This is a genomic window from Streptomyces sp. CHD11, from assembly GCF_018638295.1.
GTDB lineage: Bacteria > Actinomycetota > Actinomycetes > Streptomycetales > Streptomycetaceae > Streptomyces.
This window is the reverse complement of record NZ_JABTTS010000029.1, coordinates 133,391-152,651: the sequence shown is the minus strand read 5'-3', so window position 1 is coordinate 152,651 and position 19,261 is coordinate 133,391. Positions and strand designations below refer to the sequence as shown.

General features: G+C 71.2%; 9 protein-coding genes. All 9 read right to left on the bottom strand.

The window, feature by feature from the left end; genetic code table 11:
- Window positions 1-80 precede the first annotated feature (80 nt).
- The 9 genes from HTV45_RS25910 to HTV45_RS25870 all read right to left on the bottom strand — a co-directional run bounded on the left by HTV45_RS25910 (window position 81) and on the right by HTV45_RS25870 (window position 19,242).
- A complete protein-coding gene (locus HTV45_RS25910; protein ID WP_215208292.1) occupies window positions 81-1,985 on the bottom strand; it encodes an ABC transporter ATP-binding protein in 1,905 nt (634 codons plus the stop codon).
- Between the two features lie 26 nt (window positions 1,986-2,011).
- Window positions 2,012-2,533: a TlpA disulfide reductase family protein gene (locus tag HTV45_RS25905; RefSeq protein ID WP_215208291.1), complete on the bottom strand. Its 522-nt coding sequence runs from the start codon at window positions 2,531-2,533 to the stop codon at window positions 2,012-2,014.
- Between the two features lie 31 nt (window positions 2,534-2,564).
- On the bottom strand, window positions 2,565-3,125 hold the full coding sequence (locus HTV45_RS25900; protein ID WP_215208290.1) for a MauE/DoxX family redox-associated membrane protein: 561 nt from the start codon (window positions 3,123-3,125) through the stop codon (window positions 2,565-2,567).
- Between the two features lie 639 nt (window positions 3,126-3,764).
- Window positions 3,765-6,797: an AfsR/SARP family transcriptional regulator gene (locus HTV45_RS25895; protein ID WP_215208289.1), complete on the bottom strand. Its 3,033-nt coding sequence runs from the start codon at window positions 6,795-6,797 to the stop codon at window positions 3,765-3,767.
- Window positions 6,798-7,160: 363 nt separating this feature from the next.
- A complete protein-coding gene (locus HTV45_RS25890) occupies window positions 7,161-9,368 on the bottom strand; it encodes a DEAD/DEAH box helicase (RefSeq protein WP_215208288.1) in 2,208 nt (735 codons plus the stop codon).
- Window positions 9,368-10,717 (bottom strand): BREX system ATP-binding protein BrxD, encoded by a 1,350-nt coding sequence (gene brxD / locus HTV45_RS25885; RefSeq protein ID WP_215208287.1) that lies wholly within the window; start codon window positions 10,715-10,717, stop codon window positions 9,368-9,370. Before brxD ends, HTV45_RS25890 begins: the two co-directional genes overlap by 1 nt.
- Before the next feature lie 58 nt (window positions 10,718-10,775).
- Window positions 10,776-12,149, bottom strand: coding sequence for a PASTA domain-containing protein (locus tag HTV45_RS25880; protein WP_215208286.1), 1,374 nt, complete (start codon window positions 12,147-12,149; stop codon window positions 10,776-10,778).
- 317 nt (window positions 12,150-12,466) lie between these two features.
- Complete coding sequence (gene pglZ / locus HTV45_RS25875; RefSeq protein WP_215208285.1) at window positions 12,467-15,361, bottom strand: BREX-2 system phosphatase PglZ; 2,895 nt, start codon at window positions 15,359-15,361, stop codon at window positions 12,467-12,469.
- Window positions 15,358-19,242 (bottom strand): phage resistance protein, encoded by a 3,885-nt coding sequence (locus HTV45_RS25870; protein WP_215208284.1) that lies wholly within the window; start codon window positions 19,240-19,242, stop codon window positions 15,358-15,360. Before HTV45_RS25870 ends, pglZ begins: the two co-directional genes overlap by 4 nt.
- Between the last annotated feature and the right edge of the window lie 19 nt (window positions 19,243-19,261).

Genomic DNA, 19,261 nt, shown 5'->3' with positions numbered 1-19,261 from the left:
AGCCGGTCGGTGCACTGGTCCGCGCCGATGGCGTACACGCACCACGCCCTCGCGTGCCCGGCGCGACTTCGCATCGAGGTTCATCGCTCTCCGATCGGTTTGAGAACCTTCGACGCCTGTTGCCGATATCCGGCGGCCTGGAGCGTGAACAGCTGGGCGTACCGACCGCCGGCGGCCATGAGTTTTTCGTGATCGCCCTGCTCCACAATCCGCCCGTCGGACAGCACGACAATGCGGTCGGCGTCGCGGACGGTGTTGAGCCGATGCGAGATGAGCACGCAGGTCTGGCCTTCGCGGTACCGGCGCAAAGACGTGTGGACCTCGTACTCCGCTTCGGCGTCGAGTCCCGCGGAGGGTTCGTCGAGGATCACCAGATCGCGCTTCTCCCGGATGAACGCGCGTGCCACGGCAAGTCGCTGCCACTGCCCTCCGGAGAGCATCACCCCGGGGGCGGGATTGTCGTCATCAGGTTCGTGGAAGAACATGCGGGACAGCAACGTCTCGTAGCCGTCCGGCAGTTGTTCCAGCACCGGGTGTATTCCGGCGCGGTGCGCGGCGGCGCGCACGCGCGCGGTGTCCCCCTGCGCCTTGGCGTCCCCGAGTGAGATGTTCTCCGCCGCGGTCATCTCGTACTGCACGAAGTCCTGAAAGGTGGCGCTGATCCGTTCGCGGAGCTGTGACACCTCCACGTCGCGAATGTCCACTCCGTCCCAGAGAATGGCGCCGCGGGTCGGGTCGTAGAACCGGCACAGCAATTTGATCAGTGTGGACTTGCCGGCGCCGTTGAGCCCGACCAGTGCCAGTGAGCCTCCCGCTGGAATGGTCAGCTCGACGTCGCGCAGAATCCAGCAGTGCTCGTCGGAGTAGCGGAACCATACGCCGCGCAGTTCGATGCCGTGCCGTAACGGGGGCAGCGCGGTGGGCGGCACCGCCACCGGCAGGTCGGGACCGGCGGTCGTGACCGCCACGTAGTGCTCGAACAACAGCAGCGACTGGTAGGCACGGGCGATCTCCCCGGCCAGCATGGCGACCGCGGTCTGCACGCCGGCCACGGCGGCGACGAACACCGTGACGTCGCCGACCGACAGGCGACCCGCCCGGGCCGCGGTGATGACCCACAGCAGTCCCAGACCGGGGACGACGGCTGCCATCAGCCCGAGTCCGCTCTGCACCCGAGCCTCGCGCGTGTCCAGCTCGCGCTTCTCGGCGTTGACCTCGCGCCGGTTGTCAAGCATCCGTCCGCGCAGCAGATCACCGATCCCGAACAACCGCACTTCCTTTGCCGCCGCGACGGTCGACATAAGTTGCATGTAGAAGAACTCACGGCGCTCGATGGGACCGACCGACCAGTACACGCGCGCCCGGCGGCGTGACAGTGCCATCTCCGCGATGAGCACGGGGATTCCGGCGATCAGAACCAGCGCCGGCATGAGCGGGCCGATCAGCATCAGTACGCCCAGGAAGCCGGTGACCGTGATCAGTGCGCGAGTCGCGCCCAGAAGGCTGTCGAGCAGTTCGTTGGGCTTGGTACCACCGGCTTGGAGTGCCAACCGCAGTCGGTCGAGGAAGCGAGGGCTTTCGAACCGGCCGAGCCCGGTGTGGCCGTTCAGCGCCGCGAAGAGGCGGTCCTGCGCTCGTAGTCCCACCCTCCGGGCGGCCTCCTGCCGCAGATACCGCGCGACGTGCGGGGTGACCGCGGCCGCTGTGCCGACGGCAGTCAGTCCCACACCGACGACGATCAACGAGGGGGAGTCGGCCGGATCCACCAGCGAGTCGAGCAACACCTTCGTCAGCCAGGCGGTCGCGACCGGCAGCGCACCGGTCGCCAGCGTCAGCGCGGTGTACAGCGCTGTCAGGCCGGGGGCCGCCGTGATGCCGAGCGCAGCGGCCGCGCGGACCGACCGCCCGACAGAGCGCAGCGGCTTCGTCCGGCCGGGAAGGTGCCCGACCGGGTCCGGGCCGGACAAGGCGCCCGTGTCACTCATGGACGGCTTGCCGGCCGGCCGCCGGCTCACGACGTCAGAGCGACCGAACGCTCCACCCTCACCAGGCGGCCGTCGGCGTGCCGTGCGACCCACAGCATGGTCGGGTAACTGGTCGCGCGGAAAGCGGTTCCCAGCGGACCGCCGGAGCCTTCGACCGTGACCCGGGCGACGGGACGGAGATCGGCGGCGAAGGGCCGCGACTCCTCGGCGTCGCCGACGACAACGGCCAGCATCTCCTCGCCCTCGTCCCGCAGCCTGCGGGCAAAACGCACAAGCTCGGGCAGCTTTTCCTTGCAGGACCCGCACGTCGGTGAGATGAAGGCGACGAAGGTGGCGGGCCCCAGCGTCTCTCGGCTCAGCGGCACACCGTTCAGGTCTGCGGTCTGGAACCCGCCCACGGTCTCGCCCATGCCGAGGCCCGACGCACGCTCCGCCCCGGACAGCAAGCCGCTGTGCTCCCGCAGCCGTGCCACGACGCCGAGAGTGAGCACGAGGTCGACGGCGCAGAGCAGTCCGACGAACACGACCGCCGTGATGAGGAATGGCATTTCTGCTCCTTCAGGTCTACCAACACGGTTCTCACCCGCTCCGGACCGTGCTCGCCGGGGCGTGAGGAGTGGAACGGAACAGTTCGAGGAGGTCGTCGAGACGAACGGTCAACACTCCGAGCACGACGCCTGCGACCGTGGCCATGGCGGCTCCACCCGGATGCACGCGCGTGTCTGCGGCGGCGAAGACCGCACCCACCGCGGCGAGGACCGCCAGTGCCACGTTCCTGGCGATATGACGCGGGCCGAGCACGGCGGCCGACGCCCCGAAGCAGTGGCAGGGCGCCGTGACACCGCGCCGCAGGACGAGGGTGACCCCCATCGCGAGGACAGCCAGGATCGATGCGGCAGTGACGAGCCCCGCGACAGTGACGGCAAGGGCCGCCGGCACCACGAGCAGCGCGCAGACCGCCAGTTCGGCGGCGATGAGGGCCGGTGCGGCCACCTTCGTCAGCCCCGGCATCAGCCGGGTGTCATGCAGGGAGGCGACGAAGGCGTCGTAGGCGCCCCGCCGCGCCACCTTGCCGAGGAACGAGGTCAGGAACACCGTGACCAGCAGTGAGCGAATGGTGATGTCGAGATACTGCGTCATGGGACCTCCCACGGTCGTGTGGCCGTTGCCGGCCGAGGCGCCGCGGGCCACGAGCCCCGGAAGCCGGCGGTATGAAGGCCGGATCCCGGGACTCGGGCACCTCCCCCGTGCATCATGGCTGTGTGCCCTTCACCACGGACGCGGCACCAGAGTGCTCAGGTCAGCACTCACTGCAGCGGCAGAGCAACCACTCGCCGGGCTGGTCCACCCTGCCCTCGGTGCATCCCTCACACGGAGCATTGCAGCCGCACTCCGCGGCGCACTGCCAGCATGCGGGCCATGAACCACAGCCCGCTGCCGCCTCGATCCGGGGAACGAAGATTCCGAGCAGCGCCGTGCCCAGCGCCTCCAGTTTTCGGTGCATGTTCAGTCTCCTCACGTTCGGGAACGTGTTGCCGACAGTGCCGGGCACGGCGTCGGCGAACCTTCGCAAAAGCTTGAATCCGCTGGAAGAACCGGGTTCAGCTCATGCGTTCTTGCTGGTCCCTCAGTGCCTGCGGGGTCGGGGGCGGGCGGTGGGCCTCAGCCGGAGTGCTGGGGCAGGGAAGTAACGACCGCCCAGATGACGACAAACTGACGCGACAAATGACCAACCAACCGGCTGAGGTCTGCTTTTGCGCAATTGGCCGAAGCCGGGTGTCACCAGCCGGCGGGGCGCAGGTGTGGCAGTGACATCGGCTGGTGAAGGTCCAGCCGGACGCAGATGTCAGCCGCGGTCCTGTCGTGCTGCCGGGCGGTCCGTGGGTCGGTCGAGTCCAGTGCCCGGGCCAGTTCGCTGTGTGCCTGGGCCTGTTCGTGGAGATGGTGTCCCTCGTCGGCGAGGGTGCGGGCGAGGTCGTACTGCCCGATCGCGTCGGCCGTGCGTCCGAGTGCGGCGAGGGTCCGGCCGAGCTCGATGCGTGCGGAAACTTGCAGCCGGGTGTCGTTGTCCAGCAGGGCGACAGCGACGCGCTGGAGTTCCAGCGCCTGCTCGGCGTGCCCGGAAGCACGCTGTGCTGTTCCCATGAGAGTCAATGCCTCGGCTTCGCCTTCCTGGTCCTTGATCCGATGCCGCAGTTCTCGTACCTGGCGCAGGTGACCGAGGGCCTCTTCGTGGTCGCCCAGTGCGATGAGGCATCGGGCCAGGGCAGCGACGACATGGTCGTTGGGGCTGGCCTGTCCCAGTTCCTCGCATCCGGCGTAGGCCGAGCGCAGGTACGGCAACGCCGCCTGGTTCTCCGCTCTCAGTACCCGGTTCACACCGCGGGTCCAGAAGGTGATGATCTTGGCGTCGAGTCCCAGGGGAGAGAGAGCAGGGAGTTTCTCCAGTTCCGCGTAGGCCCGTTCCGCATATTCCTCGGCCCCGGTGTGGTCGCCGCCGCGGAGTCGCATCAGACCGAGCAGGGCGAGGCTGTGCGCGTGGAACTCGGTGTTCTCCTCCGTTCGCGCGGAGGCCGTGAGCAGGTCGTGGGCGAGGGAGACACGGCCGGCCGACCAGTGGGCCAGGGCCAGCAGCGTGTTGAGCATCGCCTCGCCGCCGTCCGCCGCTTCCCTCGCGGCGGACACACCCTGCTCGAGCAGCTCGATCGGATCACCGGCGAGGTCCCGGCCGAGGAAGCGCCAGAAGGAAATGGCGAGGCGCCACGCGTAGTCGCTGTGGCCTTCCGACGCGGCGCATCGTGTCGCGGCCAGAAGGTTGCTCTTCTCCGCCGTCAGCCAGGAGTGCGCCGCCGCGGAGTCCGCGCTCCCGTCGTCGAGGCGGGCTGTCGCGGCGGCGACAGCGGCCAGGTAGTGGTCAAGCATCCGCTCGATCATCCGCGGGTCCTCGGACAGACCGCGGGCGTACTGTCGCAGGAGATCGTGCTGCCGGTAGCGGCCGGCAACGGCTTCCTCGGCCAGGTGGGCATCCACCAGTCGCTGGAGACAGTCGTCGGCCCGGGCCGTCGGCATGCCCGCCATCGCCGCTATGACCCCGGCGTCCGCGTCCACACCGGGATGCCGCCCCAGAGCGCAGAAAACGGTCCGGTCGGCCGGCGCCAGCTGTTCGTGGGACATGCGGAACGCCAGCGCCACTTCCCGGTCGGCGAACAGCTTCGGCAACTGCTCGCGCTTTACGGACAATTGCGCGGACAGATGGGCAATCGGCCATGCGGTGCGGTGCGCCAACCGGGCGCCGGACAGTCGCAGTGCCAACGGCAGTCCCGCGCACAGCCGCACGACGTGGGCCACGGCGTCCGGCTCGGCGGCCACCCTGTCGTTGCCCACGAGGCGCGCGAAGAACTCCGTCGCCTTCTTCTCCGGCAGGACCGCCAAGGACATGGGCCGGGCCCCAGCGAGAGCCGACAGCCTGGCCCTGCTGGTCACGATCACGAGACTGGCGCCGGCCGGCAGCAGCGGGGTCACCTGCTTCTCGTCGACAGCGTTGTCGAGGATCAGCAGAATGCGCAGGACTGCGGTCTTCGCCCGCCAATGGGCCTGGGCGTCGCCCGACGCCTCGATCCCCAGCTGGCCCAGCAGAACTTCCAGAGCCTCGCTCGCGGTCAGCGGAGTTTTCCCCGCGCTGTGACCCTGCAGATCGACAAAGAGCACACCATCCGGGAACCGTTCGGCCAGCAGGTTCCCGGCATGGACGGAGAACGCCGTCTTGCCGACCCCGGCCATCCCGTCGATCGTGTGGACGGTGACTCCGCCCGCTGCGGCGGCCGTCAACTGGGCGAGTTCGTCCTCCCGCCCGGTGAAGTCCGACAGGCCACGGGGAAGGTAGTTGCTCCCGCGCCGGAGCGCTCTGGGTGCTCTTTCGGCTGACCCCGGCACGGCACCGCGCAGGACGGAGGCACCCCCCGTAACATCACCGTCGGTCAGAACCCCGGTCGTGGACGGAGTCCGCCTGCGGGCGACCGGCTCCGGCGCCGGCTGCGGGCCGGTGACTCCGAACGCCGAACCGGTCAGCTCCAGTACCGGGTCGGCGACGAGGACCTGCTGATGCAACCGCCGCAGCGGCGCACCCGGATCCAGCCCCATCTCCTCCGACAGTCGCCGCCGGGCATACTCGTAGCGCTCCAGTGCCTCGGCCTGCCGCCCGCTCCGGTACAGCGCGAGCATCAGCTGACCGCACACACGCTCATCCAGCGGGTCCTGGTCGGCCCAGGCGGACAACTGGGCCAGCACGGTGCCGTGCTGACCGAGTCGCAGCCGCACCTCCACCAGTTCGCCCTGCGCCGCCAGTCGTTCCTGGTCGAGGACGGAACGCTGCGCGTTGAACCACGGGGTGTCCGCACCGGCGAAGGCCTCGCCCCGCCAGAGCCCCAGCGCCTCTTCCCACAACGCCACCCGCCGCTCGTCCCCGTCCGAGGCCGGAGTCCGGGCCTGAGCCGACAGCTCACGAACCCGGTGCACATCCACCGCTCCGGCCCTCACCGCGAGCCGGTAGCCCCCCTGCTCCCGAACGATGTCCACTCCCGAGGGTGAGAGCGCCCCTCGCAGGCGGGACACATACCCATACAGAGTCTCCCGGCCCCGCCCCGACCCCCGCTCCCCCCACACCCGGTCCACCAGCGCATCCGCCGGCACCACCCGGCCGGCGTCCATCAGCAGCACCGCCAGCACCTGACGCTGTCGCGCATGGCCCACATCCACCGGCACCTCGCCCCGCCACACCTCGACGACGCCCAGGACCCCGAAGTGCACCGACATCTGCCCTCACCTCTGTCGCGAATACGCACTACCCATGTACATGCCGCTGACCAGCGAACCAAGACCGATTCGAGACGTTTCGCATGAGGACCCGTAGACCGGAGCCGCCTGGTGCGGCACGGCTTCGGCGCGGGATCTTGTAGAAGGACGCGGACTCGGCGTACGTCGTGTTGGACGAGTTCCACACCTACGACCGCGCGCAGGGCACCGATGTGGCGATGTGCCGCGGCGGCCGGCGTCCGCCGTGGGCGCTACGCCGCGATCTCGGCGTCACGGCACGCGTGGAGGCTCCGGGCAGTTGAGCAGGCCAAGGCCCGCCTGACCGGACACGAACGGGCTACGCATCCCCGCTGCGCGGGTGACTCAAGGGGAGCCGCTCGAGGCGACGAACCTCACCGGTTCCGACAGTACGGACCGGGCGCTCCCGAAGTCGGCCAGTCGTGCCGCGACCGTGGCGACGGCGATGTCCTCCGGGAGGGCGGCGGAGAACTTCAGGCCGCGTACGGCCCGGGGGTCCACGTCGGGCAGGACCAGGCTCTCCCGGACGTTCTCGCGGGCCGCACGCCAGTCGGCCGGGGTGAGGTCCTCGCGCAGGCGTAGCCAGCTGTCGGTGGGGCGTTGCAGGGGGTCGCTGACCGACGGCAGGTTGGCTGCGAGGGTGGCGTTGGCGCGGTGGCCGGCCCAGGTCCACCAGCGCACGTCACTGCCGGCGCGGGTGATCAGTGTGCAGTCCGGGTGCACGGTGTCGGGTGCGTCGGTCTCACGCTGTTCCGTCAGGGACGCGTCGGCGCGCCGGGTCAGGGCGACGGGTGGATCCGCGCCCAGCAGCACCTCGCGCATGGCGCGGGCGAGGGCGTAGGACAGTCCGGCGATGCCGCCGCCCATCCACTTGGCGATGCCTCCGCTGTCGGCGGGTTCGACGAAGACGCGTTTGCGCAGCCAGTCGATGTACGTGACCTGCCAGCTGCGTCCGCCGAGGAGAAGGCGGCGCGGGCCCGGACGTTCCTCGGTGAGCACGCTCGGGTCGGTGCGGCCGATCTCGGTGCGTCCGGACAGGACGGTGAACTGCGGCGGCGCGGTGAAGGACGCGGTGAGTTCGATGAAGTGCCGCTTGCCGAAACGGCGTTCCGCCTCGGGGCCGACGAACAGCAGGCCGCCGTCGCTGTCGAGGAACCCCTCCTCGGTGAGGAAGCGCAGGATCGGGGCGGCGGACCGGTCGAAGGGTGCGAGGCCGTTCCACTGCTGTTCCCACAACCGGTCGCCGAGCTTGTGCTGTTGCAGGGTGACGGCGAGAAGCTGCTGGGCCACGAGGTGGCGCGGTTCGGGCGGCGGGAGGACCGGTTCGACCCAGCCGCGTGACCACAGCAGAAGCAGCCCTGCCGCCTGCAGCAGGGTGTCCTTGCTCGTGGTGAGGAACAGGCAGTTGCGCACCGTGCCCGCGCGCCGGCCGGTGCGGCCGATGCGCTGCAGGAAGGAGGCGACGGAGGCCGGGGAGTCGATCTGGATGACGCGGTCCAGGTCGCCGACGTCGATGCCGAGTTCGAGGGTGGAGGTGGAGACGATGACGCAGTCGCGCGCCTCGGCGAAGGCCTGTTCGGAGCGGGTGCGTTCGTCGACGGAGAGGGAGGCGTGGGACAGGAAGACGGTCACCTCGCGGGCCCGGAGGGCGGCGCCCAGTTCCTCGACCTGGCGGCGCGAGTCGCAGAAGACGAGGCGTTTCTCCCCCCTGTGCAGGGCGGCGATGAGCTTGGCGGCGTTGTCGAGGGAGCCCACGTAGTCGAGTTCCACCTCACCGGCGGGTCCGCGAGAGGGAGCTTCGGCCGCCGGCTCCCCGTGTCCGGCCGCTCCGGTGACGGGCGGAAGGACGCCCGGCGCGACGACCCGCCCGGTGCGGCTCCCGGCACCGGCCCCCTGCAGCCAGCGCAGCAGGTGCCCGGGGTTGCCGACGGTCGCCGAGAGCCCGACGCGCTGGATGGGGCGGCCGGTGACCCGCTCCAGCCGTTCGAGTACGGCGAGCAGGTGCCAGCCCCGGTCGTCGCCCGCGAAGGCGTGCACCTCGTCGACGACGACGGCCCGTACGCTCCCCAACAGGCGCGCGTGGTCGGTCTTGACGCCGATCAGCATCGCCTCCAGCGACTCGGGCGTGGTCAGCAGGATGTCCGGTGCCTCGGCGCGGATGCGCTGCCGCTGCGACTCCTTGGTGTCGCCGTGCCAGAGGGCGGCGCGCCGGCCCATCCACTGGGCGTAGGTGTCGACGCGGCCGGCCAGGTTGTTGAGGAGTGCCTTGAGGGGGCACAGGTACAGCACAGAGGTACCGGTCCATCGTTGTCCGGCCATCGCCGACAGCAGCGGGAAGCAGGCCGCCTCGGTCTTGCCGCCGGCCGTCGGTGCCAGCAGGACGGCGTCCTCGCCGTCCATGAGAGGGACGATCGCCGCCCGCTGCAGGGGGCGCAGGCCGGGCCAGCCGAGGGTGTTGACGATGTGGTGCAGCACGACGGGGTCGAGCCGGTCGAGTACGTCAGCCTCTCCCCCGGTCAGCTCCGCCCCGGCCGGGCCGTCCGCGTCCGCCATCACAGCTCCAGGTCGATGTCGTCGGCGGACGCGGTCCCGCTGACGACCGTGGCGGCCAGGTTGCTTTCCACGTCGGTGAGTTCACTGCTCGCGACCGTCAGCTTGTAGTGCTGCCGGGGGTCGAAGTCGTCGAACTGGTCCACGCGGTCGAGCACGTCTCCGACGAGCTTCTTCAGGAACAGCCGGGGCGCCACTCCGACCTTCCCCCCCAGAGCGCCGCCGACGGCCCGCGCGAGGTCGGCGACATAGGCGTCGTCGACGACCGTCCGCACCCTCTCGGGTGACGTGGCGGCGTCCGCGTAAAGGTCCCGGATGGTGACGCCGAGGCCGACCAGGGACTCCTGGGTGAAGCCGGGCAGCCGGATCTGCACCGCGCGGGGGTTGTCGAAGCGGGGGTCGGTGGTGAAGTCGGTGGCGAGCCGCTGGGCGAGCGGGGCCAGGCGCTGCACGCCCTGCCGGCCGTCGTAGAAGGCGGGCGTGCCGGTGATGACGAGGTACAGGCCGGGGAAACGCCCGGAGTGCACTTCGTCGATGAGCTGGCGCAGTGCGTTGAGTGCCTTGTCGCGGGCGTCGGAGCGGACCCGCTGGAGCGTCTCCACCTCGTCGAGGACGACGAAGAGCCCGGTGTGCCCGGAGTCGCGCAGCACGGTGAGCAGCCCTTGCAGGAATCCGAGCGCCCCGAAGTGGTCGAGGTCGCCGCGCACCCCGGCGGACCTGCGGGCGGCTGCGGCGACGTGCGGCTGGCCGCCGAGCCACGCCAGGACGGCCGAGGCGGTCGCCTCGTCGTCGTCGGCGAGGGCCGCCCGGTAGCCGCGCAGGGCGGTGGCGAAGGACGGAGCGTGCCGGGACACCTCGGCGAGCCGCGCGACGAGCAGCTTCTCCACCTCGTCGGGCAGTTCCTCCTCGGTCGCGCCGGCCGCGAGGGCGTCCTCCTCCAGGGCGTAGAACCAGGCGTCGGCCACCGGACGCAGTGCGCTGGGCGGGAAGCTGGAGGTGGTGAGGCGCTCGGTGAGCCGCCGGTAGACCGTCTCCAGCTTGTGCAGTGGCGTCTCGTTCTCGGAGATCTGGATCTCGGCCACGGCGAAGTTCCGCCGCTTGGCCCGCTCCCCCAGCCAGCGGGTGAAGAAGGTCTTGCCGGACCCGTACTCACCGCGCACGGCCTTGAACACGGACCCGCCGGACGCGACGGCGTCCAGTTCCGCTTCGAGGGCCGCCTCGAACCGGTCCAGCCCGGTGGCAAGCAGATCGAGCCCGCTCTCGGGTACGGCCCCGCGGCGCAGGGCGTCGACGACGGTACGGCGGCGGGCCGCGCTGACCTGAGCGGGGCGCTGGGATCCGGTGGTGCTCACGGGAGCATTTTCCCCTCTCTTGGACTACCGCAGTACGAGGCCGGGAGCTGTTCCGCGGTCACCCGGAGTTGTATCCCCATCGGGCGTTGCCGTCCTTGCCCATGAAGCATTTCGCGGGCCGCCCGTCGGTGGTCGTGGCGGTGGCACCGACGGGAGAACAGTACTGACCGAACTGGACGCCGGGTCGGCTCCCGGTGCCGCCGGTGCTACCGCCCGAGTTGCCGGAGGAACCTCCGCCGGTGGAACCTCCGCCGGTGGAACCACCGCCGGACGAGCCGCCACTGCTGCTGCCGCCTGTGCTGCCGCCGCCCGAGCCGGTGCCGTACGAGGGCTGGGGTCGCGGCTTGGGCTCCGGGTCCGGCTGCGGTTTCGGTTTCGGTTTCGGTTTCGGTTTCGGTTTCGGTTTCGGGCTGGGCTTGGCGCAGGGGTCGCCGGGACCGATCAGCCACAGATCGATCTGCGTACTGGTCGAGACCTCGGTGCCGGGTTCCGGCTGCTGCCTGCACACCTGCCAGTCGGCCAGGTCCTGCAGCCCGTCGTACAGACGCTTGCGGGTGTGGGCATGGAAGTAGATCACGTGCTGGAGACCGAGGTCGCCGAGAGCGCGGGAGGCATCGTCGGCCTGGTCGCCGACGAGGTCCGGCATGACGATCCGGCGGGGGCCATGCAGCCGGGTCGGGCACTCCTCCCGCTCTGGAACCGCGTACAGGGTCAGCGTCCTGGCTGCTGGACGGACCGTCTCGTCACGGGCCGGGCTCTGGAAGCAGACCTGCCAGCCGCTCGTGGTGGTGTTCACAGGCCGTTGGTCGGAGGAGGCGTCGGCTGCCGACACCGTCTTCCACGCATGCCGGTCGGCCGACACAGCCGCTATGGCGAGAGAGGTCCCCTCGAAGGAGGGAACGACCAGAGCGGGTTCGGGCTTCTGGGCCATGACCTCCTTCACGCTCCCGCTGGAAGCCGGGCCCAGGACGGCGAAGAGGACTCCGAACACGGCCAGGGCCATGAGAACAGGGTGTCGGCCCATCCAGGTGGAGAGCTGGATGCCACGGCTGGGACGCAAAGGGGAGTCGGGGGGCAGCATTTCGCCCATGGCCATGAGGAGCTCGCCCTTCGGGTCGAGCTTCGAGCCCCATAGCTTGCACGGATGCCCAAGGACGAGGACATCGACGGAGTCGGACATGCCGTAGGTGCGGCGGAGGATCTGCAGGGGCGCGGGGACGCGGATCGCAATGGGCTTCAGGAGGTTCCGCAGAAGGACGAGGCCGTCCTTCGCGAGCACGGCATTGCCCCAGCCGTTGTGGTAGATGGCCAGGACGTCTTCCTGGGATCCCAGTTCGTCCAGCAGCACCTTCGCCTGTTCGTCGGACAGGGAGATGCTCTCACCAGCGGCGGCACCGGCGGTGCGCCGGTCCATAGCCAGCAGATCGGACAACGGTCCTCCAGCACTTTCGGGGAGTTCTTCGGACGTGTCGAACCGTGAGCCCCGGAAGCCGACAGGCCGCCCCTTCACAGAGACACGTCCCGTGCCACCGGACGTTGCGCGGTAGGCACGGCACGACAGTTACCGACATATGGAGATGTTATCGGCTGCCGATCCGGGCCCGGACACCAGCAGGAGTCACCGGAGGCAACAGTGACCTGCGCCGATTCCGTGGGGTCATCCGGCTCATCGCCGGCACACGGTTTCGGCCGGTGCCGGCGGACGGACGCCTCGCCGCCCACGTCGGCAGAGGGCCGGCCCGACGGCGACTATCGCAAGTCGAACTGGTCGCGCAGCAGGGCCACATGGAGTCGCAGTGTGCGGCCGTCCGGGAGGGTTTCCAGGACCTGGACCCCGTCGTAGTTGACAAGCTGCCGCAGAACCGCCGCGAAGCCGTCGCCCCGTGTCGGCGGCAGGCCGACGCGCTGGGCGAGGGCGGAGACCGGGAGGGTGCCGGCGTCGACGAGTGTCGCGAGCGCCTTCCTGATCTGTTCCTGCGGCGGTTTGCGGGCCAGAAGGCCGAGCTGGGCCTGATAGGTCTCCGAGGCGAGAAGCCCGTGGATCAGGGCATCGTCCGGGGAGACCAGGGCCGGGGTGACGGGCGTGTCGTCGCCGCCCCCCGTGACGGTCAGCGGAAAGAGCGTCTCGTGGCTCTCCGGCAGCTCGGGCTGCCTCTTCTTCGGCCTCGCCGGCGCCCTTCCGGCCGGCGCGTCGGCCGGAGCCGCCGGTCCGGTGACGGCGGAAGCGTCATCCTGTGTCCGCTCCGACCACCACTGCGGACGCTGGTCGCCCAGTTCCCGCCAGCCCTTCGGCGGTTCGGCGCCGAACGGCAGGAACGCCAGCACCGGGATGGTGAACTCGGCGAGTGACGCGCCGCCGTGGTAGCCGGCCTTGAGCGAGGTGTAGCGGGAGTCGGCGTCCCAGAGGGCGACGACGGTCGCGCCGGGCTCGGGCCAGACGACCCGGGGGCCGGACAGCGTGATCTCGGGCTCGGCGAGCGGGCTGTCGCCGGGGGGGCGGTGGCGGGCGGACGGCGGGTCCGCCGCGTCCACCCTCACCCCGTGCCGGTCGACGACGTGCCCGTGGTCGCTGGTGAGGAGGACCGCCATGCCCTGGAGGGCAGCCACCCGCAGCAGGTCGCGCAGTCCGGCGACGTGGTCGACGTGCCAGGCTCCGTCGCCGAGCTTCTGTTCCTTGGCCAGGCGATCGTCGATGGTGTTGAGGACGACGGCGACGTGCGTCCTGCCGTCGTGGAGCGCCTCGGTGAGGGCCGGACCGAAGGTGTCACCCGCCTGCTCGGTGCGCAGGTCGTCCTTGTGGAAGACGGCGGCCGGGGCCCCGCCCCACCATGTGTGCGCGGGAAACAGCCGCTTCTCGTCGGCCTGGGTGCCCTTCATCAGCCGGCCCGCGAAGAGGGAGGTGCGGGAGACGGCGGTGAGGGTGGGCAGCGCGGCGGCCATGGCGCGACGCCGCAGCGCCCCCTCGGGCAGCGGGTCGAACTCGGCCCAGGTGCGGCGCAGTTCCTCGCCGAGTTCGCTCGCGATGGCGGCACTCATGCCGTCGAGGACGAGGAAGAGCACACGCCGTCCCTCGCCGTGCCGGACGACGGGCCTCACGACCTGCTCGAGGAAGGTCTCCACGGTCAGCATGGAGCCGGGCTGGGTGCCTGCCTGCGTCCAGGCGGCCAGGGAGCGGGCGAAGGAAGCGTCGATCTGCCGGCGGCGGTCCCGCACGCGCATGCCGAGGGTGTCGTAGGCGGCCTTGAGGACGGGGTCCGGGTCGCCGCCGGCCTCGATGTGCTCCAGGGCGAGGTCCGCCCAGCCGGTCTCGGCGACGTGCCGCTGTACGGCGTCGGCGACGGTGGGCGCTTCGGCGGGCGGGTCGGCGGCCAGCCAGCGGGCGAGGCGCCGGCCCATGCGGGCGCGTTCGACGCGGGCGGCCTCCTCCGGCTCGGCGGCGAGCCGGTGGTCCGCCAGGCGGCGGACGGCGTCCGCCACCGCGGCCGTGTCGCCCGCGGCGAGGGCCTGGCCCACGGCGGTGAACCGGGCCTCGAGTCCGCCGCGCAGGACGGGGCTGGCCGCCACGGCCTGCTCCGCGCCGAACTGGCGGGCCAGCGCGGACGCCCGGTCGAGCACGATGCCGGTGGTGCGGCGTGCCTCACGGGCCTGGTCGGCGTCGCCGCCGCCGGTGCGGTGTCCGGCCGCCAGGAGCGTGGTCACGTACTCCTCGGCGGCCCGGCCGAAGACGGTCACCAGGGCGTCGAGCCGGTCACCGGCCGCCGGGGGCCGGTCGCCGAAGTAGCGTTCGGCGCGGCCCCGGGCCCGGTAGGTCTCGGGGGCGGGTTCGGCGTGCTGCCACAGCGCCGCGCAGAGGAGGCCGAAGGCGGTGGCGTCCGCGCCGCGTTCGGCGTCGACGAGGGCGAGCAGGGCTCGGCCGACGAGGCCGGCCTGGTCCTCCTCGGCGAGGAAGGCGGCCAGTCCGGTGTGTTCGGGGCCGCGCAGGGCGAGGAGCCGTTCGGGGGCGCCGGGCCGGGTCGACCAGTGCAGCAGGGCCTGGGCGTCGAGCCGGTCGTCACCGGGGCGGCGCCTGCCGCCCTCGGTGTCGTGGCGACCCAGGCGCAGGCGGCGCTGGGCGAGCGCGGTGAGGGCGTACTGCCGGGACAGCCAGCCGCCGGACACGGGCGGCCAGCCGCCGGGCGGGGTGGCGTCGAGCAGGGCTTCGGCGGCCCAGTTGACGTCCTTCAGGCGCGGGTCGATCTGGCGGGCGCCGAACGCCTCCCGCACGACGTCCCAGCTGTCGACCATGTCGATGCGCCGCTTGTGGACGCGGGCGGTGATCGCCGGGTCGAGTTCGTGCTGCTCGCGGTCGGTGAGGACGACCAGGACGGCGGGTCCGGGGCGGCGGCCCGCCAGGTGGTCGAGGACCAGTTCGTGGACGGCGAGCGGGGAGGGCGCCACCGCGACGCCGGCCGTCCGGTCCTCGCCCCAGGCGGGTTCGGCGGGGCCGTCCCACTGGGGCGCGGACCGCAGCAGCACGACCCCGCGCCTGCCCCCGCCGTCCCCCGTCAGGGAGGCGGCGAGGGAGGACTGCGAGGACAGGTATTGGGTCACCGTGGCGGTGTTCAGCCGGACGGCGCCCGGGACGGCGGCGACGGTGTCCGTCATTCGACGACCTTCCAGGTGATCTCGATGGTCGCGTCGGGGTGGCGGGCGGCCAGTTCGGACAGTTCGGCCTGGAGGTCGGCGGCGGCGCGCGCCACGGTCGTACGGCGGCCACCGGCCGTTCGCGCGGAGCCGCCGCCCGGGGAGGCCGGTGCGGGTGCCTCCCGGGAGACGTAGGGGATGCGCGGGTCGCTGGTCGACGTGTTCAGGGACAGGTCGTCGGCCGTGGGCTGCGGCACGACGGGAGGGGGCGGCGGGGTGGCGGCCTGGCCGCGCTTCAGCAGGGCGACGACCTGGCGCTGGGTGCGGGCGAGCGCGTCGCGCAGGTCGGCGGTGCGCTGGTCGTCGCGGGCGATGTTGCGCAGCGAGTCGAGCAGGGCCGCGCCCTCGGGGCCGAGTCCGGCGGCGAGTTCGAGGGTGCTCCAGGGCGCGGAGGCGAGGGCCTCCGCGACGCCGCGTGCCTGCTTGACGGAGGTGCCGTACCGGTCGGCGCTGGTCTCGCCGAGGTCGAAGGAGGCGAGGGCCTCCACGGTCTTCTTCGCCCCGGCCGCGCCCTTGCCGGCTTCCGCCGTGAGGGCGTCCAGCAGGTGGAGGGATCGGCGGGCGAGGGCGAGTCGTCCGGTGTCGGCGGTCTGGTCGAGGCCGAGGAAGGAGGCGTGGGCCTCCAGCTGGTGGACCAGGTCGGCCGTGTGGTCACGGTGGGCGCGGGCGGCCTCGATGATCTGGCGGGCGAACTGGTTGGCCATCCGGCCGCGCCGCAGGGCGGGGGCCTTCTGCCCGAAGACGGTCTCGAAGCGCTGCCGTGCGGTGTCCCAGTCGGACTCGGCGGGCAGCGGCTGGCTGCGCAGCGCGTCGTGGTCCTTGATCGCGGAGAGTTCGGGCGCGGGGTCGAGGACGGTGCCGCCGCGCACCCACACCCGGTCGTCCATCTCGGCGAAGGCGGCGACGACGAGCCGGGCGAGGAAGTCGGGCAGGCCGCGCGGGTCGGGCCGGTCCGTCCAGTCGGTCAGGGTGATCAGGGTCAGGTCCCCGGTGACGCCCTGGGCGCTGGCGAGTTGGCGGAAGTGGTCTGCCCAGTAGCGGGACAGCTCGAAGTACGCCTCCTTCTGCTGCCCGAGGCGCAGGGGCCCGGCGATCCGCTGCATGAGCTTGCGGTCGGCGGCCGGGACCTCCACCCGTCCGTCGCGCGCCTCGGCGGCGGCCCGGACGTGGGTGAACACCTTGCGGGTGTCGGCGGACTTGACGGCGGTGCCGGTGGCGTCGGGGTCGAGGTCGGGGTGGGCCGGGTACTGGTGGGCGAGCAGCTTGCCCGCGACGTGCCGGATGCCGTCGTGCAGGCTCTGCCCGAAGGACAGGGTGAGGCCGTCCACGTCGGGCAGCGGGACGAGGTGGTCGTCGAAGTCGGGTACGACGTCGGCGGCCTGCTTCCGGGCGAGCCCGTACGCCTGTTTGAAGGCGCCCTTGACCTGCTTGAGCAGGGCTTCGCGCTGGGTTTCGAGGAGCCCCTTGGCGCGGCTGCGGTTGTCGGCGTTGAGGTGGCCGGCGTACTGGGTGTCGAAGCGGTGTTCGTCGGCGAGGGCCTTGTCGATGACGACGAGGCGCCGGAAGTCGGCGAAGCGCTGCGCGGACAGGTGGGCGGGCAGCCAGGCGACGACACGGGACCGTTCGCCCTGCTGGCGCTCGCGCAGCCGCCGGATGCGGTTGACGTCCTCGACCGGGCCCCATTCGCCCTCGTCGAAGGGGAGGTCCATGGCGATGCGCCAGCGGCCGTCCTCCTGCGGCATCAGGTCGTGGTCGGGCAGCTCGTCCTCGTCGGCGACGTTGCCGAACACGATCTCGGCGGTGCGGGCGGTGCCGCGCCACACGAAGCCGAGGTGGTCGCTCAACTGGCCGTGCTCGACGCCCAGTGCCTCGGACAGCAGGCGGCGGGCGAGGGCGACCCGGTTGCCGGGGTTGTCGTTGACCTGGGCGTTGGCGATGACGGAGTCCACGTCGACGCCGGAGAGTTCGAGACGGACGCCGGGGTTGGCGTCGGTGCCGGTCTCCTTGATCTCGGGGAACCGGGCCGCCCACTCGGCGACCTTGTTCTTGATGATGCCGACCTCGGCGCCCGGGATGGGGGCGAGGACGGACCCGTGGTTGAGGGCGCCGAGCCGCCGGATGGTCAGCTCGGCCAGGGAGGGCACGCTGGGGGCGAGCGCGGACAGCAGCAGGGTGCACACGAGCCGGTTGTCGCCGACGAACATGCGGCAGCGGTTGGCGCGCTGCTGGTCGGTGACGGCCTCGGGCCGGTTGACGAACTGCTCGACGTCGTCCTCGGTGATGTCGTACGAGCTGAGGAGGTAGGGCCGCAGCTTGGTCTTGTAGAGCTTGTCGGCGGCCTCGAAGACGACTTTGAGGCTGTCGGTGAACGGCTTGTCGCCGCCGGCCGCGATCACCGGGTAGAGGTCGCCGACGGGGACGAGCTGCCCGAGCCGGAGCTCGGCCCGGTGGTCGGCGAGGAGCTGCCCCATCAGTTTCAGACCGGTACGGGAGCGCTGCAGCGCGGAGGAGATGTGGACGAGGGTGTCCATGAACGCCGGTGAGAAGGGGTACGTCAGCCGGAAGGACTCCGCGTCCGCGCCGGTGGTGCCCTTCTCGGAGCCGAGCAGGGTGTCCCAGACCTGGGTGCCGACCCGCCTGGTCTGCTCGAAGGCGGCGTCGACGAGCCGTTCCGCCTCGGCGTCCTTCGGCTTGAGGATGCGCGCGTGGGCGATCTGCGGGAGGTTGCGGTCCTCCAGGGTGATCTTGTCGAAGCGGCCGGAGGCCAGGTTCAGGGTGTCCTGGATGGAGGCTTCGGCCGCGCCGGACACCTCTTCGCCGACGAGTTCGCGCAGGTCGCGCTGGCGGGCGATGAACGACACGACGGGGATGGCGCGGCGGGCGTCGCCGCCCTCCACGAAGTTCGTGATCTTGCTGGCCTCGCGGGCCACGAACTTCTGCTCGTGGATGAGGGTCGCGAGCCAGAGGATCAGCTCGTCCAGGAACAGGATCAGTCCGTCGTAGCCGAGCGACTTGGCGTGCTCGGCGATGACGGACAGGCCGGCGTCCAGGGAGACGAAGCCGTGCTCGTTCTCGACGGCGTTCCTGGCGAAACCGGGGAAGAGGTTCGTGCTCGCGTCGTTGACCAGTTTGGCGCGCAGCTCGGCCGGGGTGGAGGGGTTGCGGAGGTCGAGCGGGGTGCCGCCCTCGTGGTTCTCCTCGGCGGCGAGGGCGGTGTCGAGGAGCTGCGGGGTCCAGGCGAAGCCCTCGCCCCACTCGTCCGTCTCGTCGTCGTACGCGTCGCCGCCGCCCAGGCCGCGGATGACCGCCTCGTCACCGTAGCTGGCACGGTTGGCGCGGATGTCGGCGAAGAGGGAGTCGGTCCGGTACACCTGCGGGGTCGGCGCCTGCGGGTGGAGCTTCTTGACATGCGTGACGTACCCGCCGAGCACCCGCTGTTCGAGGGCCTTCGCGCCGAGCATGTGGTACGGCACGAGCAGGAACTTCCTGCCGTCCGTGGTCAGCCACTCGTGCTTGGTCAGCACCGGGTCGAACTCGGTACGGGCACGGGCGGACGGGTCGCCGCTGAGCAGCGCGTACAGCACGGCCATGAAGTGCGACTTACCGGAACCGAACGAGCCGTGCAGGTAGGCGGCCTTGGACCGGTGTCCGTCGAGGGAGGACTTGATGAGCGCCAGCGCCTCGTCGAAGTTCTCCAGCAGCCGCTCGGTGACGACGTAGTCCTTGAGGGCGTTCTGTGCGCCTTCGGGTGTCGTCGCCTCGGCGAGGGACAGGACGAAGTCCGAGGTGGAGATGTTCTCCTTGATGTCGATGACATCGCGGAGGAGGGGCGGCTGGGCCATTGAGGGTCTCGCTCTCCCT

Excerpts from the sequence above, each read along its gene's own strand:
- HTV45_RS25910 (WP_215208292.1), bottom strand. The coding sequence starts at position 1,985 with ATGAGTGACACGGGCGCCTTGTCCGGCCCGGACCCGGTCGGGCACCTT.
- HTV45_RS25905 (WP_215208291.1), bottom strand. The coding sequence starts at position 2,533 with ATGCCATTCCTCATCACGGCGGTCGTGTTCGTCGGACTGCTCTGCGCC.
- HTV45_RS25900 (WP_215208290.1), bottom strand. The coding sequence starts at position 3,125 with ATGACGCAGTATCTCGACATCACCATTCGCTCACTGCTGGTCACGGTG.
- HTV45_RS25895 (WP_215208289.1), bottom strand. The coding sequence starts at position 6,797 with ATGTCGGTGCACTTCGGGGTCCTGGGCGTCGTCGAGGTGTGGCGGGGC.
- HTV45_RS25890 (WP_215208288.1), bottom strand. The coding sequence starts at position 9,368 with ATGGCGGACGCGGACGGCCCGGCCGGGGCGGAGCTGACCGGGGGAGAG.
- pglZ (WP_215208285.1), bottom strand. The coding sequence starts at position 15,361 with ATGACGGACACCGTCGCCGCCGTCCCGGGCGCCGTCCGGCTGAACACC.
- HTV45_RS25870 (WP_215208284.1), bottom strand. The coding sequence starts at position 19,242 with ATGGCCCAGCCGCCCCTCCTCCGCGATGTCATCGACATCAAGGAGAAC.